The sequence below is a fragment of the Dietzia kunjamensis genome, from assembly GCF_045689975.1.
GTDB lineage: Bacteria > Actinomycetota > Actinomycetes > Mycobacteriales > Mycobacteriaceae > Dietzia > Dietzia kunjamensis.
This window is the reverse complement of sequence record NZ_CP143297.1, coordinates 610,389-625,570: the sequence shown is the minus strand read 5'-3', so window position 1 is coordinate 625,570 and position 15,182 is coordinate 610,389. Positions and strand designations below refer to the sequence as shown.

The following is a 15,182-nucleotide window of genomic DNA, read 5'->3' as shown; positions in this document are numbered from 1 at the left end:
TCTTAGTGGCGGCCTTTCTTCATGGCGGTCGACGCGACCATCCGCGCCTCCCAGATGGCCTGACCGGGCGCGGCGGCTACGCTCTCGCACATGGCGAAGCATCGACACCGCGCCTCCGACGCCCAGCGCACGGCCGTCCAGCAGGCCCTCGACGAGGCCTTTGGGGCAGGCCAGCTCGACCATTTTGAGCATTTCGAGCGCATCCGGACCGCCACCAAGGCCAAGTACATCGACGAGCTACGCCCGCTCGTGGTCGACCTGCGTGGTGGTGACGACGACCTGGGACTGGGTCGGGATGACGACCACGACAACAGCAAAGCATCCGCCGGCTCCGCACGCACCGGGTGGGATGCCCGCCGCAACCGCAGCCATGCGAACCGTGGCTGGGCCATCGGAATCGGCATCGCGGTGGCGGTCCTGGCGATAGCCGGCGGGGTTATCGCCGCCTCAGTCTCGAACTCCCCCTCGAACTCCATGACCACGGAGCAGGCCTCCGACCCCGGTCCGCTCCTCACCGCAGAGGGGATGGAGCGCGTGATCGACTCGGCCAAGACCGAGTTCGCAGGCCTTGACCTGGACACGTTCAGCATTCACGGCACCAGCGCCGGCGCGATGTACGAGGACCCGGCCGAGCCCGGGAAGCGGCTGAGCTTCATCTTCCGCGGTGGCGAGTGGACGCAGTCGGGCTTCCACTCCCGCACCGAGTCGACCACCTTCCGGATCGCGGACATCGACTCGGCGGTGCTCGAGCAGACGGTCGAGTCCGCACCGGGAGAACTCGACATGTCCGGCGCGAAACTGAGCCACATCAGCGTGTTTGCAGACCCGCTCGGCGAGCCCGAGTATGCGGTGTCGCTAAACGATGGCAAAGACCTCGGCACGGCCACCTTCGGCCCCGACGGCCAGCTCCGGAAGGCCGACAAGCCCGACTGAGCGCGGGCGGACCTCAGCCGATGAGACGGCCGATCTGTTCAACCTGCTCGACCGTGCGCGCGGTCACCACGAGCATCGTGATGCCCGCGGCCTCCCACTCGGCGATCTGCTCCCGCACCGAAGCCTCGTCGCCGATGATCGCCGTGGCCTCCACCATCTCGTCCGGCACCGCGGCGGCGGCCTCCTCCTTGCGCCCGGAGCGGAACAGCTCGGTGATGCGCTCGACGTCCTCGGCGAACCCCATCCGTCGGAACGCCTCGGCGTGGAAGTTCTTCTCCTCCGCACCCATACCACCGGCGTAGAGGGCGGTGAACGGCTTGTAGGAGTCGATCACTCCGCGCCGGTCGTCGGTGACGTGGAGCTGGCACAGGAAGGCCACCTCGAAGTCCTCGCGGGTCCGGCGGGCACCGGGACGGGCGAAGCCCTCGTCGAGCCACGAGTTGTACTGGGCGGCGGACTTGGGCGAGGCCAGGAAACCGAGCCAGCCGTCGGCGACCTCCGCCGCGAGTGCGACGTTCTTGGGCCCCTCGGCGCCCAGCCAGATGGGCACGTCCTCGCGCAGCGGGTGCAGGATCGACTTGAGCGGCTTGCCCAGTCCGGAGGCGTCCAAACCCTCGTAGGGCAGCGCGTAGGCGGGTCCGTCGGAGGTCACGGGCGCCTCGCGGCGCAGCACCTTGCGGATGATGTCGATGTACTCCCGGGTGCGCGCGAGCGGCTTGGCGAACGGCTGCCCGTACCAGCCCTCCACCACCTGCGGGCCGGAGACTCCGAGCCCCAGGCAGAACCGGCCGCCGGACAGATGATCCAGCGTCATGGTGCTCATCGCGGTGGCGGTGGGCGTGCGGGCGGAGAGCTGCACGACCGCCGTGGACAGGCGGATGCGCTCGGTCAGCGATCCGTACCAGGCCAGCGGGGTGAAGGCGTCCGAACCCCAGGCCTCGGCGGTGAAGACGGTGTCGAAGCCCGCCTTGTCCGCGGCCACCACGAGGTCGGCGTGATTGGTGGGCGGCTGGGCGCCCCAGTATCCGAGTTGCAAGGCGAATTTCATGAGGCCCAGTGTGACCCACGCCGCCCACGGGCGGTCACGTGCACACGGAAAGTCGCACAACTGTCGGTGGAACGTGTTCTAATTGCGGCGTGACATCCAGAGAGATCGTTGTCGACATCACCCCGCCGGAAGAGACCGTCCTGTCGGCCTCACTATCCCCGGCCTTCGACTACACGCGCTCGACCGGACCGGTCCTCGGCGCGTTCTTCACCGGCCTGCGCGACGGCCGCCTCGTGGGAGTCCGCGACTCCGCCGGCGCCGTGCACCTGCCCCCGGTGGAGTTCGACCCGCACACGAGACAGGCCCTGTCCGAATTCGTGGAGATCGGCTCGGGGACCGGGATCGAAGGCGTCGTCGTCGTCTGGACCTGGGTTCCCGAACCCACCGACGTCCACAAACACGACTCGCCGTTCGCCTGGGCCCTGGTCCGGTTCGACGGCGCGGACACCGCCGTCCTCCTCCCCCTGGTCGCCGACGGCCCCGAGGCCGTCAGCTCCGGGATGCGCGTACGTCTGAAGTGGTCCGCCGAGCGGACCGGGACCATCCACGACATCGCGTGCGTGGTCCCCGCCGACGCCCAGGGCACCGACCAGGGCGACGACGACGAGGCCCCGCAAGCCTCCGACGACCCGGTCACCATCGTGGTGACGCCGATCGGACTGTCGGTCACCCACACGGCCGGCCCCGCCGAGAGCGAGTACCTGCGTGCGATCGTGCAGGGCCGGATGCTGGGCCGGCGCCGCTCCAATGGCCCCGAGGTCTACGTGCCCCCGCGCGACTACTGCCCGTCCGACGGCGTGGCCATGGGCGAGTACGTGGAGGTGGCCGACGTGGGCACCGTGACCACGTTCGGCATCGTCAACGTGCCGTTCGCCGGTCAGCAGATCAAGCCCCCGTACGTCACCGCCTACATCCTGCTCGACGGCTCCGACGTGCCCATCCAGCACCTGGTGCTGGGCTGCGAGGCGTCCGAGGTGCGGATGGGGATGCGCGTGCGCGCCGTCTGGACGCCCGAGTCCGAACGGCCCGCCTCGATGAAGGCCATCGCGCACTTCGAGCCCACCGGCGATCCCGACGCCGACCCCGACACCTATGCCGATCACCTGTAGAGGACACCACACGTGACCCCCAACGCACCCCGGGACGTGGCCGTCGTCGGATTCGCCCACGCCCGCCACACCGAGTCCACCTTCGGCACCACCAACGGTGTCGAGATGCTCGCCCCCGTCTTCGCCGAGTGCTACCGGCAGACCGGACTGGACCGCACCGACATCGAGTTCTGGTGCTCCGGCTCCTCCGACTACCTCGCCGGCCGCGCCTTCTCGTTCATCTCCGCGGTCGACTCGATCGGCGCGGTCCCGCCGATCTCCGAGTCGCACGTCGAGATGGACGCCGCGTGGGCGTTCTTCGAGGCCTACCTCAAGATCGCCTCCGGACAGGCCGACACCGCCCTGGTCTACGGGTTCGGCAAGGCCTCGGCCAGCACCGATCTCGACACGGCGCTGGCGCTGCAGCTCGACCCGTACACGGTCGCCCCGCTGTGGCCCGGCCGGCACCACGTCGCGGCCCTGCAGGCCCGCGCCGGCATCGAGGCCGGGCGTTGGTCCGAGGCCGAAATGGCCGCCGTCGCCGCCCGCGCGACCGGCCGCGACGAGACGGACCTGCTCGCCGAGCCGTACGTGGCCGACCCGCTGCGTCGGCACGACTGCCCGCCCGTCACAGACGGCGCCGGCGCCATCATCCTCGCCTCCGCCGATCGCGCCCGCGAGCTGGTCGACACCCCGGCGTACATCACCGGGATGGAGCACATCGCCGACTCCGCGGAGTTCGGCGCCCGCGACCTCACCGACTCCCCGTCCGCACGCGCCGCCGCCGTCCGTGCGACCGGTTCGTCCGGGCACCGCCCCGACCTCGGCGGTGTCTCGGTGGCCGAGCTCCACACCCAGTACACCCACCAGGAGCTCCTCCTGCGCGGCGCGCTGGGCATCTCCGACGACGTCGCCGTGACCCCGTCCGGCGGCTCCCTCCTCGCGGACCCGCTGTTCTCCGCGGGCCTCGAGCGCATCGGCTACGCCGCCCACAGCATCTGGGAGGGCCGCTCCGAGCGTGCCCTCGCCCACGCGACCAGCGGCCACCTGCTGCAGCAGAACCTCATCTGCCTCCTGGAAGGACGCACCGCATGAGCGCCCACGCATCCGGAACCCACAGTTCCGGTCTGCCCGCCGCCGTCCTCGGGACCGGCCAGACCCACCACGTCGCCCGCCGCACCGACGTCTCCATGGCCGGACTCTGCCGCGAGGCGATCGACGCCGCCATGATCGACGCCGGGGTCGGCTGGGACGACATCGACGCCGTGATCGTCGGCAAGGCCCCCGACCTGTTCGAGGGCGTCATGATGCCCGAGTTGATGATGGCCGACGCTCTCGGCGCCGTCGGCAAACCGCTGCTGCGCGTCCACACGGCCGGGTCCGTCGGCGGCTCGACCGCTGTCGTCGCCGCGTCACACGTCCAGTCCGGCCGCTACCGCCGGGTCCTCGCCGTGGCGTGGGAGAAGCAGTCCGAGTCCAACGCCATGTGGGCACTCAGCCTGCCCGTACCGTTCACCGCGCCCGTCGGGGCCGGCGCGGGCGGCTACTTCGCCCCCCACGTGCGCTCCTACATCCGCACCACCGGGGCGCCCGAGCACGTGGGCGCGATGGTCGCGGTCAAGGACCGCCTCAACGGCTCAGTCAACCCGCACGCCCACCTCAAGCAGCCCGACATCACGGTCGACAAGGTGCTACAGGGACAGATGCTGTGGGACCCCATCCGGTTCGACGAGACCTGCCCCTCCTCCGACGGCGCGTGCGCGATCGTCATCGGCGATGCCGAGGCGGCCGAGGCCGTGGAGTCCGCCGGCCGACAGGTCGCGTGGGTCCACGCCACCGCGCTGCGCACCGAGCCCGGGACCTTCGCCTACCGCAACTACCGCAGCCCGCAGGCCGGCCGTGACGCCGCCGCCGCCCTCTGGGCCGAGGCCGGGATCACCAACCCGGCCGAGGAGATCGACGCGGCCGAGATCTACGTGCCGTTCTCCTGGTTCGAGCCCATGTGGCTGGAGAACCTCGGGTTCTGCGCGGAGGGCGAGGGGTGGCGCATGACCGAGTCCGGCGCCACCGCGCGCGACGGCTCCCTGCCGGTCAACCCGTCCGGCGGCGTGCTGTGCTCGAACCCCATCGGCGCGTCCGGCATGCTTCGCTTCGCCGAGGCCGCCCGTCAGGTGATGAACCGGGCGGACGAGCACCAGGTCCCCGGCGCGCGCAAGGCCCTCGGCCACGCGTACGGCGGTGGATCCCAGTACTTCTCCATGTGGGTCGTGGGGACCGACCGTCCGGAGCGTCACTCATGAGCAACCCCTATCTGGACGACGACGGGCAGTACCGCCCGCTCGAGATGAGCGACGCGGCGCTGGCGAGTCCCGCCTACGCCGCCGCACGCCGCTCGTGGGCTGCCACCAACGCCGGCGACCGCGAGGCCTGGATCGCCGGCTGGAATCCCGAGGGCACCATCGAGGATCCCGTGGGACCGTCGATGTTCGACGCCGAGGGCCTCGGCCACACCGGCACCCAGCGGCTCCTGGAATTCTGGGAGAAGGCCGTGGCCACCCCCGATCACATCGAGTTCCGGTTCGACCGCGGGATCGCTGCGGGCGACGAACTCCTCTGCGTCGGCACCATGCGCACCCACATGGGCTCCAGCATCATGGAGATCGACATCGCCGTGGACTACCGCGTCGACTCCCAAGGCCGGCTCGTGAACCTTCGCGCCTTCTGGGAACAGGACGTGGCCATGGCCTCAGGACTGCGACCGCTGACCGACGACGACCGGGCAGCCATCGCCGGCGCCGCAGGAAAGAGCGAGTGACCATGAGCCGCGTAGCGGACGTCGAGTTCTCCGTCCCCGTCTCCTTCTCCCCCGTCGACCAGTACCTCGACATCGCACGCGGCGCCGAGGCCGCGGGCATCGACCGGATTGTCCTGCCCGACTCGCTGTTCCACCCGCGGCGTCAGGACAAGGACTACCCGTACACGCCGGACGGCTCCCGGATGTGGGACGAGAACACCGAATGGGTGGAGCCGCTCATCGCCTGCGCCGCGATGGGTGGCGCGACCTCCCGGATCCGCTTCTGCCCGCAGGTGCTCAAGGTGGGCCCGCGCAACCCCCTGCTGCTCACCCGGCAGGTGGGTTCGGTCGCGTTGCTCACCGGCAACCGGCTGGACCTCGGCGTGGGCATCGGCTGGGACCCCAACGAGTTCGAATGGTGCGGCGCGCCGTTCAAGGGCCGCGGCAAACGCACCGACGAGTCGCTGGCCATCCTGCGTGAGGGTCTGCGCGGCCAGTGGATGGAGTTCCACGGCGACCACTTCGACTTCGACGAGCTCATCTTCACCCCGGCGCCGTCCGAGCAGGTCCCCTTCTACGTGGGTGGCCACACCGAGATCGCGCTCAAGCGCGCCGCCCGCGTCGGCCAGGGCTGGACCAGCGCGATGATGGGGTTCGACGACATCGGCGCCACCGTGACCCGCCTGGGCGAGCTGCTCGAGGAGCAGGGGCGCTCGCTGGCCGATCGCGGCGACGGCAAGCGATTCGCCATCCAGGTGGTGTGCCTGGACCGCTACGGCTCGAAGGGCTTCGCCGAGCTGGCGGAGGCCGGCGTCACCGACATCATCGTCATGCCGTGGCTGATCGAGGGCCACGGGTACGACTGCACGGCCGAGCAGAAGATCGAGTCGATCGCCCGCTTCGGCGAGAAGTACGGCCTCACCGGCTAGTTGCACGGGGCGCTTCGGCGCGTGATGCCCCTCAGGCGGGCAGGTGCGCAGCGACGTCGTCCAGGCAGGCGAGGATCTCCCGGTGCGTGTCCTGCGTGGCCTCGAGGTGCATGAGGTGTCCCGCCGGCGCCGTGATCGCGCGGACCATCCGCACGTCGTCGTGGTAGCGGCCGAGCTTGGTCAACGGGTCGCGGCCGTGGAAGCCCTCGAGGTCCGGGTCGTGCTCGGAATAGAGGAAGTAGAAGGGCACGGGATTGGTCTGCCGCTCGAACTCCTGTCGCGCGTTCCAGCTGACGTCCATCGCCCGGTACCACTGCAGTGGCCCCGCGAACCCGGTGCGCGCGTACTCCTCCTCGTAGGTGTCCATCTCCTCGACCGACAGCCACGGCCACGGCAGCGGTGGCGCCTCGGGCAGCGCGTCGAGATAGGTGGAGCCGGGCGGATGTTGCCACACGTCGAGGTAGTGATAATCCGCCGACAATGCCCAGAAGACGCGGGTGAGGAATTCACGCTCGCGCCCCGCGAGGTCGGCCTCGGCCACACCGGGCTGCGCGAAGTAGTGCAGGTGGAGGAAGTGCTTCTGCGCCATCATCGCGGACGCCTCCAGGGGCGGGACCGACCCGGCGGTGCTCATGAACGGGTTCTCCATCCCGATCACCGCGCGGACCCGCCCGGGTTCGAGGTGGCACGTGTCGTAGGCGACGCCGGCGCCGAAGTCGAAGCCCATCAGTACCACCCGGCCCGCGTCCTCGGCATCGCAGACGGCCACCACGTCGTCGACGACCTCACGCGGGGCGTACGCCGCGACGTCCGTGGGCGCGTCCGACCCGCCCATCCCGCGCAGGTCGGGGGCGATGACCCGCCATCCGGCCGCGGTCAGGTCGGGGATCAGGCGGTGCCACGTGAACCAGAAGTGCGGGAAACCGTGCACGAGGACCACGGTCCCGGGGCCGTCGCCGGTCGGCGCCGTGGCGGACCGGGGGTCGGGGTCGGCGACCACGTAGTGCAGTCGGACGCCGTCACGGTCGACGGTGCGGTGGTCGATCATGGTGATCACCTTGCCTGTTCGATGGGGCTGACGGGATTGGTTCGGGGTGTGTGCGAGGTCGGACGACGACGCCGACGACGACAAGGTCACCCCTCCCCCGAGACGAGAGCCCCGGCCCGGCCTGCGGAACAGGCGGGACCGGGGCTGACCGGCCGGGGGCCGGGTCTGGCTGCTCGCGGTATCAGACTCGCTGTGTCAGGTCAGTGCATGACCGGGCATTTGAAGTCGACCTTCCAGTCCTGGATGGCGTTGAGCCAGCCCGAACGCAGACGCGTCGAGTCCCCCAGCGAGGTGATGTCCGGCATGTGATCGGCGATCGCGTTGAAGATCAGCTCGATCTGCAGCTTGGCCAGGTTGGCGCCGATGCAGTAGTGCGGGCCGTTACCGCCGAACGTCAGGTGCGGGTTCGGGTCGCGGGTGATGTCGAACGTGAACGGATCGGAGAAGACGTCCTCGTCGAAGTTCGCCGAGCCGTACATGATCGCGGCACGGTCACCCTTCTTCATGGTCACCCCGCCGATCTCCACATCCTCGGTGGCGGTGCGCTGGAACGAGGTGATCGGGGAGGCCCACCGCAGGATCTCGTCGTAGGCGGTCGCCGGGCGCTCGCGCTTGAACAGCTCCCACTGGTCGGGGTTCTCGAGGAACGCGATCATCCCGTGGGTCGTGGCGTTGCGGGTGGTCTCGTTGCCCGCCACCGCGAGCAGGACCACGAACCAGCCGAACTCGTCGGAGGTGAGCTTCTCGCCGTCGACATCGGCCTGGATGAGCTTGGTGACCAGGTCGTCACGGGGGTCGGTCTCGCGCTTGGTGGCCAGCTCCTGGGCGTAGGAGAGCACCATGGCGTTGGCCATCTGCGACTCCTCGACCTTGCCGGGGACGTCGTAGCTGGTCATCTGGTTGGACCACTCGAAGATCTGGTGACGGTCCTCCAGCGGGATGCCGATGAGCTCGGCGATCGCCTGGAGCGGGAGCTCGGAGGCGACGTCGACGATGAAGTCGCCGCTGCCCTTCGCCGCCGCGGTCTCGACGATGTTCTTGGCCTTCTCGGCGAGGTGCTCGCGCATCTTCTCGATGTTGCGCGGGGTGAACCCCTTCGAGATGATCCGCCGGTACTTCTTGTGCTCCTCGCCGTCCTGGTTGATGAACAGCAGGCGGGTGAGCTCGACGATCTCCCTCTCGGTGCCGGGGGCGAAGCGCGGGATGGCGGTGTTCTCGAAGGTGGAGAAGACCTCGTTGGTCCGGCGCGAGATCTCCTTGACGTCCTCGTGCTTGGTGACGACCCAGTAGCCGTCGTCGTCGAAACCGTCGACCCCGGGGTCCTTGGCGCACCACCAGATCGGCTCGGTCCGGCGGAGGTGGGCCCACTCGGGATGCGGTAGGCGCTTCTCGTAGAGCTCCGGATCCGTGAAATCGAACCCCTCGGGAATGGTGACTGGCTGCACTGGCACTCCTTGACCACGTCTGATTGCGTCTCGTGTTCGAACGGCGCCGGGACATCTCTGCCCTCACCCCGCAATGTAATCTAGAACACGTTATAGGCACCATACTGGAACACGTTCACTTCTGGGTCGTCGTTCCTGATCGCCCGGAGCGCCCGGTCGCCCCCCGCACCGCGAACTCGGAATCCCCCGCCGGGTGACGTAAACTAGAACTCGTTCTAACCTTGCTTCCAAAGGAGCGCATCCATGGGAAATCCCGTCATCGTCGAGGCCGTCCGGACCCCGATCGGAAAGGCTCGCGGCGCACTGTCGGGCCTGCACCCCGCGCACCTGCTGGGGGCCTCGCAGAAGGAGGTCATCCGGCGCGCCGGGATCGACGCCGCGCTCGTCGAGCAGGTCGTCGGAGGGTGCGTCACCCAGGCCGGCGCCCAGGGGAACAACGTCACCCGCGGCGCCTGGCTCGCGTCGGGACTGCCGTGGCAGACGGCGTGCACGACCATCGACTGCCAGTGCTCGTCCGCGCAGCAGGCCAATCACTTCATCGCCAACCTCATCCACGCGGGGGCGATGGACGTCGGGATCGCGTGCGGCGTCGAGTCGATGAGCTGGATCGCGCTGCGCGCCGCCGTCGGCGACGGCTCCAACGGGATGCCGCGCCCGGACGACTGGGACGTCGACCTGCCCGACCAGTTCACCGCGGCCGACCGGATCGCGAAGCGCCGCGGGTTGAGCCGCGCCGACCTCGAGGAACTGGGTGTCCGGTCCCAGGCCAACGCGAAGCGCGCGTGGGAGGAGGGCCGCTTCGATCGCGAGACCTTCGCCGTCGACGCCCCCGAGCGCCTCAAGGACGGCACCTACACCGGCGAGACGGTGACGGTCACCCGCGACCAGGGGCTGCGCGACACCACCGCCGAGGCGCTGGCGTCCCTCAAGCCCGTCATGGAGGGCGGACTGCACACCGCCGGCACCTCCAGTCAGATGTCCGACGGTTCGGCCGCCGTCCTGCTCATGGACGAGGACGCTGCCAGGGCGCACGGACTGAAGCCGCGGGCACGGATCCTCCACCAGGCACTCGTGGGCGGCGAGCCCGAGTACCACCTCGACGGCCCGGTCCAGGCCACCCAGCGGGTACTCGACCGCTCCGGCATGTCGATCTCGGACTTCGATCTCTTCGAATGCAACGAGGCGTTCGCCTCCGTGCTCCTAAGCTGGGCGCAGGTGCACGGGCCCGACATGGACAAGGTCAACGTCAACGGAGGGGCCATCGCGATCGGCCACCCCGTCGGCAGCACCGGGTCGCGGCTCATCACCACCGCCCTGCACGAGCTCGAGCGCACGGACGGCGAACGCGCCCTCATCACGATGTGCGCGGGAGGCGCCCAGGCCTCGGCGAGCATCATCGAGAGGATCTGACATGAGCAACGCCATCGAGACGGCCGCGAACCGCCGGCGGGAGGTCTTCGCCGCCGTGTCGTCGGCCGACGGCCCCGAGGACGCGGTCCGCGCCATCGCGAGCCTGCTATCGGTGTCCCCCGACGAGGCGGGCGAGGTCCTGCGGGCCCCACTCGAGGCGTTCGCCGGCTCCCCCTCCGGAGGGCCGGCCGGCGGGGCCGGACAGGGCTTCACCCTCCGTCCCTTCACGGAGTCCGAGGAGCACACGTCCCTCTATCACGCACGCTCGTCCGATGAGACGTCCGCGACCGGCGGGACCTGGGACCGGGAGAAGACCGAGCAGGAGTTGCGGAACGGTCTGGACCGTATCGAGGCCGAGTCGGCGATGTGGTTCGTGGCGGTCGACACCGACCGTGACGCGCCCATCGGGCTCGTCTTCGGTGAGCAGATCGACAACGGTGACGTCGATGTGGCCATCTGGATCCGCCCCGAGGAGCGCAAGAAGGGCTTCGGGCTCCGGGCACTCAAGGAGAGCCGCCGCGAACTCGCCGCGTTCTTCCCCGGCAAGCACCTGATCGTCCGCGCACCGATGGCCGGTAACCGGTGAGCGGAGCCGGTCCCACCCCCGAGACCGGCGTCGACGACCCGAGGCGCGGCGCGCCGTGGGTCGTGGGCGTCATCAAGGTGATGTCGCGGGTCAACACGTGGGCGTACCGGGTGTCCGGCGGGCGGATCGGCGGCTCCTGGCGAGTGGGTTCCGCACTGCGGGCCCCGGTGCCCGTGTGCCTCGTGACGACGACCGGCCGCAAGTCCGGCGAGCCGCGGACGGTGCCGCTGCTCCACCTCCCAGACGGGGACCGGGTCCTGCTCGTCGCTTCACAGGGCGGCCTCCCCAAGCATCCCCAGTGGTACTACAACGTGCTGGCCGACCCGAACGTCACCGTCCAGGTGGGTCGCCGTCGTCGCGCGATGACGGCGAGGGAGGCGACCCCGTCCGAGCGCGCCGAGTTGTGGCCCAGGCTCGTCGAGCGCTACGCGGACTTCGCCGACTACCAGGCCAACACCAGCCGGGTCATCCCGGTCATCATCTGCGAACCGCGGGACTGACCACCGCGACCGGCCGAGGCCGGGGCTCCCGACCGGGAGTCCCGGCCTCGGCCGTTTTCGGCACCATTGACCCCAGGTGACACTTCCGCACCAAATCCTTATCAATCCATTGACACCACCCTTTCCTTAGGGGATTCTCACCTGTAGCCGACGACTCAAGCAGTACGTATGCGGATGAACAGCGATCCCGGGGGGATTGCTCTCAGGAAAAGGGGATTTAATGAACAGGTCAACACGGGCTGCCGCGATCGCAGCCGCCGCGACCCTCGCGGTGTCGGGGGCGACCGGTACGGCCAGCGCCCAGGACTTCGGCAGCATCGGGGACCTACTGGACCCGATCGGGGCCATCCTCGACCCCTTCACGGGTTCCGCCGGTGACCTTGCCGGAGGCTCCGCCGGCCTCAGCCCCCTGGAGGGGTCTTCCGACCTTGCGGGCCTCGGCAGCACGTCTCTCCTCGAAGGCTCGTCTGAACTGACCGGCCTGGGCAGCAGCGACCTCCTCGGCGGGTCCTCCGACCTCTCCGGCCTCGGCAGCAGCAACCTTCTCGGTGGCTCGTCCGATCTGAGCTCCGAGCCCCTCGCCGGCTCGTCCGACCTCACCGGCCTCGGCAGCAGCGACCTCCTCGGCGGCTCGTCCGACCTGGCCCCTCTCACGGGGTCCACGGGCATGGGCTCGCTCGGGATGATGCCGCTGTCCACCGAGCTGCTCGCGGGCTCCGGCGACGTGGGTTCCGACGATATGGCCCCGCTGTCCACCAACCTGCTCGGCGGCTCCGCAGAGTTCGGTTCGTCCGACCTCGAGCCTCTGACCGGTTCCGACGGCATGGGTTCCACCGGCATGTCGCCGCTGTCCACCGAACTCAACCTCCTCGGAGGCTCCGCGGAACTGCCCCCGCTGTCCGCCAACTTCCCGGACGGTTCGACCGAGGGCATCGGCGGCTCTGCGGAGCTCGTCGGTGAGGGCATCGCCGGCTCGCTGACCAACGGGTCCGCCAACCAGCTCGCCGGGTCGGTGGAGAGCAACTCCGCCGACCCGATCATCGGCTCGATCGCCGAGGGCGGCATCCTCCCGGCGCTGTCCGGTTCCATCTCGGAGACCTCCGGATCCCTCTCGGGCAACGGCGGATCGACGGGTCAGAGCTCCGATCTGATCACGGGATCGACCGGTGGCAGCGCCGAGGTCATCACCGGTTCGTTCGGTGAACTCACCGAGGTCAACGGCTCGCTCACCGCGCTCACCGGGTCGCTCGAGAACGGCTCCATGCAGGGCACCTTCTCGACCAACCTGGGTTCGGAGATGGGCGCACTCGCCTCCCTCGAGAGCTTCGCCAGCCTCGGCGAGAGCGGCACGGGGAGCCTGCTCCCGGTCCTCGCCCTGGGCGCGTCCGCCGGAGGTGGCGCCATGGTCGCGACGGCCGCCGCGAACGGGACTCTCGCTCTCCCGCCGCTGCCCGGCCTACCGCCGCTGCCGACCGTCTGCGACCTCCCGCAGGCCCAGGTCGACCAGTTGGCCGGCCTCGGTTCCGTCGACGCGCAGCAGTGCCCGGAGCCCGGCGCCTGACCTCGCCTGCCCCAACCGGCTCGCGAAACGAGGAACCCCGCACCATCACGGTGCGGGGTTCCTCGTTGTCGTGGCGGAGTCAGCGAGCGCCGTAGACCGGCACCGGGGTGGGCGACTCGTCGAGCAGACGGGGCACGACCGACCCCAGCTCGGCGGGATCCCACTTGGCACCCTTGTCCTCGGACGCGGCACGCTGCCACCCGTCGCAGACGGTGACCTTGCCGCCCTCGACCTCGAACACGCGGCCGGTCACCTGCGCCGACTCCTCGGAGCCCAGCCACACGACCAGCGGCGAGATGTTGGCCGGGTCCATGGCATCGAAGGACCCGTCCTCGGGCGCGGCCATCTGCGAGGCCATTCCCTCCCCCGCGGAGGTGGTCATGCGGGTCCGCGCGGCCGGAGCGATTGCGTTGGCGGTGACCCCGTAGCCCTTCATCTCGGCGGCGGTCTGGATGGTCAGCAGCGCGATGCCGGCCTTGGCCGTGGCGTAGTTGCCCTGTCCTACCGATCCGAACAGTCCGGCGCCGGACGAGGTGTTGATGACCCGGGCCTGGCGCGGGCGCCCGGCCTTGGACTCGGCGCGCCAGTACTCGGCGGCGTGCCGCAGCGGGGCGAAGTGGCCCTTGAGGTGGACGTTGATCACGTTGTCCCAGTCCTGCTCCCCCATGCCGACGAGCATCTTGTCGCGCAGGAAGCCGGCATTGTTCACCAGGACGTCGAGCCCGCCGAAGGTGTCGATGGCCTGCTGGACGAGCTCGCGGGCCCCCTCCCACGAGGAGATGTCGTTCCCGTTGACCACCGCGTCGCCGCCGGCGGCCTTGATCTCCGCGACGACCTGCTCGGCCGGGGACTCCCCGACGTTGGATCCGTCGAGGCCCGCCCCGAGGTCGTTGACCACGACCTTGGCACCCTCGGCGGCGAAGGCCAGCGCGTGTTCGCGGCCGATCCCGCGGCCGGCGCCGGTGACGATGACGATGCGTCCGTCGCAGATTCCCATGGTTGTTCTCCTTGTTCGTGGGTGGTCAGTGCTTGTTGTCGGCGGTGGACGCCGCGAGGAACGCGGGCTTCTCGCCGCCGCCGTGGACCAGCAGCTCGGCCCCGGTGATGTACGCGGCCAGGGGCGAGGCCAGGAATGCCGCGGCCTGGCCGACGTCCCGCGGGTCCGCCATCCGGCCCATCGGGATCGTCGCGTCGACGGCCGCCACGCCGTCGGAGTCCCCGTAGTGCATCTCGGCCAGCTCGGTTTTGACCGGGCCCACCACCACGGAGTTGATCCGGACCGCGGGCGCCCACTCCACCGCGAGCGACTGCGTGAGCGAGTCGACGCCCGCCTTGGCGGCGCCGTACGACGCGGTGCCGGGTGAGGGCCGGTGACCGGAGACGGACGAGATGTTGATGATCGCCCCGCCGGTCGGCTGCATGACCCGGTTGGCCTCCTGCGACACGGTCAACGCCGACAGCAGGTTGAGGGCGACGATCTTGGCGTGGAAGTTGGCACTGGCCTCTGCGGCCAGGGCGAACGGTGCGCCCCCGGCGTTGTTCACCACCACGTCGAGACGTCCGTGCCTGGCGACGATGTCGTCGACCATCGCGCGCACCGCCTCGGCGTCGCGGAGATCGACCGAGTGAAACTCCAGATCGGCCACGTCGGAGCCCTCATCGGCGGGCCGGCGCGCGCAGGTGACGACGACCGCACCGGCCTCCCGGAAGACCGTGCTGATGCCGGCGCCCACGCCGCGTACGCCCCCCGTGACGAGGACGACCTTCCCCGCCAGACCCAGATCGATGTTCGTCATGCGTGCTAGCCTACCAAGCAAGCGTTTGGTTAGTCACTGTGCCG

General features: G+C 69.9%; 15 protein-coding genes. 10 read left to right on the top strand and 5 right to left on the bottom strand.

Translation table 11 applies throughout. The features are described from left to right. The first annotated feature begins 90 nt into the window (after window positions 1-90). A complete protein-coding gene (locus VZF99_RS02955; RefSeq protein WP_407335673.1) occupies window positions 91-933 on the top strand; it encodes a DUF1707 domain-containing protein in 843 nt (280 codons plus the stop codon). Window positions 934-946: 13 nt separating this feature from the next. Here the strand turns inward: VZF99_RS02955 and VZF99_RS02950 are convergent, their stop codons facing one another. Next, window positions 947-1,981, bottom strand: coding sequence for an LLM class F420-dependent oxidoreductase (locus VZF99_RS02950; protein WP_120284534.1), 1,035 nt, complete (start codon window positions 1,979-1,981; stop codon window positions 947-949). An 89-nt stretch (window positions 1,982-2,070) separates the two neighbouring features. Here VZF99_RS02950 and VZF99_RS02945 point away from each other — a divergent pair, with 89 nt between their 5' ends. From VZF99_RS02945 to VZF99_RS02925, 5 genes are read left to right on the top strand one after another with little or no spacing between them, the layout of a single operon-like run. Next, window positions 2,071-3,090 carry a Zn-ribbon domain-containing OB-fold protein gene (locus VZF99_RS02945; protein ID WP_407335672.1) on the top strand — a complete coding sequence of 340 codons (1,020 nt, stop codon included), beginning with the start codon at window positions 2,071-2,073 and terminating at the stop codon, window positions 3,088-3,090. 12 nt (window positions 3,091-3,102) lie between these two features. Next, window positions 3,103-4,164, top strand: a complete 1,062-nt coding sequence (locus VZF99_RS02940) for a thiolase domain-containing protein (protein ID WP_120284536.1) — start codon at window positions 3,103-3,105, stop codon at window positions 4,162-4,164. Further along, window positions 4,161-5,369, top strand: a complete 1,209-nt coding sequence (locus tag VZF99_RS02935; protein ID WP_407335671.1) for a thiolase domain-containing protein — start codon at window positions 4,161-4,163, stop codon at window positions 5,367-5,369. Before VZF99_RS02940 ends, VZF99_RS02935 begins: the two co-directional genes overlap by 4 nt. Continuing rightward, on the top strand, window positions 5,366-5,884 hold the full coding sequence (locus tag VZF99_RS02930) for a nuclear transport factor 2 family protein (RefSeq protein ID WP_407335670.1): 519 nt from the start codon (window positions 5,366-5,368) through the stop codon (window positions 5,882-5,884). Before VZF99_RS02935 ends, VZF99_RS02930 begins: the two co-directional genes overlap by 4 nt. A 2-nt stretch (window positions 5,885-5,886) precedes the next feature. Beyond that, entirely contained in the window at window positions 5,887-6,792 is a 906-nt protein-coding gene (locus VZF99_RS02925; RefSeq protein ID WP_317470307.1) for a TIGR03619 family F420-dependent LLM class oxidoreductase, read from the top strand. Between the two features lie 31 nt (window positions 6,793-6,823). Here the strand turns inward: VZF99_RS02925 and VZF99_RS02920 are convergent, their stop codons facing one another. Then, window positions 6,824-7,840, bottom strand: coding sequence for an alpha/beta hydrolase (locus VZF99_RS02920; protein ID WP_407335669.1), 1,017 nt, complete (start codon window positions 7,838-7,840; stop codon window positions 6,824-6,826). A gap of 200 nt (window positions 7,841-8,040) precedes the next feature. After that, on the bottom strand, window positions 8,041-9,285 hold the full coding sequence (locus VZF99_RS02915) for a cytochrome P450 (protein WP_096906029.1): 1,245 nt from the start codon (window positions 9,283-9,285) through the stop codon (window positions 8,041-8,043). A gap of 243 nt (window positions 9,286-9,528) precedes the next feature. Between VZF99_RS02915 and VZF99_RS02910 the strand changes: the two genes are divergently transcribed. From VZF99_RS02910 to VZF99_RS02895, 4 genes are all read left to right on the top strand, one after another. After that, window positions 9,529-10,695 (top strand): steroid 3-ketoacyl-CoA thiolase, encoded by a 1,167-nt coding sequence (locus VZF99_RS02910; RefSeq protein ID WP_407335668.1) that lies wholly within the window; start codon window positions 9,529-9,531, stop codon window positions 10,693-10,695. A gap of 1 nt (window position 10,696) precedes the next feature. Then, a complete protein-coding gene (locus VZF99_RS02905; RefSeq protein WP_407335667.1) occupies window positions 10,697-11,281 on the top strand; it encodes a GNAT family N-acetyltransferase in 585 nt (194 codons plus the stop codon). Further along, entirely contained in the window at window positions 11,278-11,781 is a 504-nt protein-coding gene (locus VZF99_RS02900) for a nitroreductase family deazaflavin-dependent oxidoreductase (protein WP_407335666.1), read from the top strand. Before VZF99_RS02905 ends, VZF99_RS02900 begins: the two co-directional genes overlap by 4 nt. A 220-nt stretch (window positions 11,782-12,001) precedes the next feature. After that, entirely contained in the window at window positions 12,002-13,342 is a 1,341-nt protein-coding gene (locus VZF99_RS02895) for a hypothetical protein (RefSeq protein ID WP_120284546.1), read from the top strand. A 79-nt stretch (window positions 13,343-13,421) separates the two neighbouring features. Here the strand turns inward: VZF99_RS02895 and VZF99_RS02890 are convergent, their stop codons facing one another. After that, window positions 13,422-14,339 carry an SDR family oxidoreductase gene (locus tag VZF99_RS02890; RefSeq protein WP_407335665.1) on the bottom strand — a complete coding sequence of 306 codons (918 nt, stop codon included), beginning with the start codon at window positions 14,337-14,339 and terminating at the stop codon, window positions 13,422-13,424. A 25-nt stretch (window positions 14,340-14,364) separates the two neighbouring features. Continuing rightward, complete coding sequence (locus VZF99_RS02885) at window positions 14,365-15,138, bottom strand: SDR family oxidoreductase (RefSeq protein ID WP_407335664.1); 774 nt, start codon at window positions 15,136-15,138, stop codon at window positions 14,365-14,367. Window positions 15,139-15,182 lie beyond the last annotated feature (44 nt).

Bases quoted from the DNA above. Each gene is read 5' to 3' on its own strand.
- VZF99_RS02955 (WP_407335673.1), top strand. From the start codon at position 91: ATGGCGAAGCATCGACACCGCGCCTCCGACGCCCAGCGCACGGCCGTC.
- VZF99_RS02950 (WP_120284534.1), bottom strand. From the start codon at position 1,981: ATGAAATTCGCCTTGCAACTCGGATACTGGGGCGCCCAGCCGCCCACC.
- VZF99_RS02935 (WP_407335671.1), top strand. From the start codon at position 4,161: ATGAGCGCCCACGCATCCGGAACCCACAGTTCCGGTCTGCCCGCCGCC.
- VZF99_RS02930 (WP_407335670.1), top strand. From the start codon at position 5,366: ATGAGCAACCCCTATCTGGACGACGACGGGCAGTACCGCCCGCTCGAG.
- VZF99_RS02925 (WP_317470307.1), top strand. From the start codon at position 5,887: ATGAGCCGCGTAGCGGACGTCGAGTTCTCCGTCCCCGTCTCCTTCTCC.
- VZF99_RS02920 (WP_407335669.1), bottom strand. From the start codon at position 7,840: ATGATCGACCACCGCACCGTCGACCGTGACGGCGTCCGACTGCACTAC.
- VZF99_RS02910 (WP_407335668.1), top strand. From the start codon at position 9,529: ATGGGAAATCCCGTCATCGTCGAGGCCGTCCGGACCCCGATCGGAAAG.
- VZF99_RS02905 (WP_407335667.1), top strand. From the start codon at position 10,697: ATGAGCAACGCCATCGAGACGGCCGCGAACCGCCGGCGGGAGGTCTTC.
- VZF99_RS02895 (WP_120284546.1), top strand. From the start codon at position 12,002: ATGAACAGGTCAACACGGGCTGCCGCGATCGCAGCCGCCGCGACCCTC.
- VZF99_RS02890 (WP_407335665.1), bottom strand. From the start codon at position 14,339: ATGGGAATCTGCGACGGACGCATCGTCATCGTCACCGGCGCCGGCCGC.
- VZF99_RS02885 (WP_407335664.1), bottom strand. From the start codon at position 15,138: ATGACGAACATCGATCTGGGTCTGGCGGGGAAGGTCGTCCTCGTCACG.